Source organism: Proteus sp. G4380, from assembly GCF_963885725.1.
Lineage (GTDB): Bacteria > Pseudomonadota > Gammaproteobacteria > Enterobacterales > Enterobacteriaceae > Proteus > Proteus mirabilis.
Window position 1 is genome coordinate 1 of the sequence record NZ_CAWPAV010000082.1, and the last position, 1,492, is coordinate 1,492.

The 1,492-nt window shown below is 35.7% G+C and carries 1 protein-coding gene; it reads left to right on the forward strand.

All coding sequences use genetic code 11. From position 1 onward, the window contains the following. Positions 1-613: 613 nt before the first annotated feature. A partial coding sequence (locus AACU98_RS06710; RefSeq protein ID WP_161735720.1) for a hypothetical protein occupies positions 614-1,492 on the forward strand: 879 nt, incomplete at its 3' end.

The window sequence follows — 1,492 nt, forward strand, 5'->3', positions numbered from 1 at the left end:
TTATAATTATTTCACTCGGTAAGGAATCACTTTGAGTTATTGTGCTGGCATTCACCTGGGCATAATTAAAAATTGATGCATTAGTTAAAACAACAGTCATATATTTTTCTTGTGAACTAAAATGGTCAATAAAACAATATTAGCACGGCATAAGATTAAGCAATAAACATTTTTCACTGTATTAAAGGAAAATTATGTGTACTTTCAATCTATAGGTCAACCTAGTCAATATTTATGTGTTACACAGAGAACTTTAATACTCTATTGTGGACAATTTCACGTACAATCGAGTATTATAAAACGCTCAATCTAACACATAATATTGGTGAATTAATAGGTTATACAAAAAATGATATCTATGCAGAGCGGATAAAAAAAGCAAATATTATCTTTCTCTGCCTCGTCGCACAATATTTAGATAGTTTAAACTGCTTTCAAGACGAATTCAGACCAAAGTGATTTGGGCAACTTAAATTTTCTTAGCTTACTTTATGGAGCTTTGATTTATCACCTACTGAGCAGATCATCTTAAAAGGAAAATAGCACCACTAGGTTACCGAAACGGCAACCCCGACGATAAAATATATGGCTGTATTGATGAGGAGGGCACGGAATGACCCGTTTACGCACTGTATCAAAGCACCCAGAGCAATTAGAAACCACACCATTAGTTGCGGAAAGTCATCACTATGATGATCCTTTAGCACCTCAAAAACTGGTATTTTTAAAGGCAGTTAATCAACAGCGTTGTGTGATTAACTCACCACAGCGCAATAGCCAACTCACCAATACAATACCCTTTTTTATCGTTCTTTTAGTTATGGCTTGTTATACATTATTTAATTTTATGGAAGGGCATATTGGAGCCAAAGCTGAGCTAGAAAGCATGTCTCAATATTTATTTGAAAATAATAAAGATATTAACGCATTAAATGAGATTGAGCGTAAATCTATTTTAAAATATCAACCTTTTTGGGAAACAGAAAAAATTAGCTGGTGGGAGTATATAAAAGCGTATAACTCCGGTGAATTTTTTATTGATAGCCAATATGATAAATACCTCGTCATTGGCTGGCTAATTTTTTTCCCCGGTTTTTTATGGCTATTTGGCTATCTCTCTTTCTTTACGCCTCCTGTATACCTTATTGCTGATAGGCAAAGAGGAATACTGTATAGCTATGGCATGGGAAAAGTACGTTTAACCCGCTATAAAGAGGCGCAATTTGGTTATGCGGGCAATATGTTGGCAATTAAACTATATGGCATTAATGAAAAAACAGGCCAATTAAAAACGATCCTCTATCGCCCCAATGTATCCCACTACTCCAGTTTCCTAACCAGTACCGACAGTGAAAACCACCGTTTTATCACTTTCCTTAATGCCTATATGCAACAAGGCCGAGATGCTGTTTCGCCTGTTGATTACCAAGCCCGTAAGCTCTTTTTATCTTTTGGTAAAAACCCACTTCCTGCTGATTTTGAGCAACAGGTC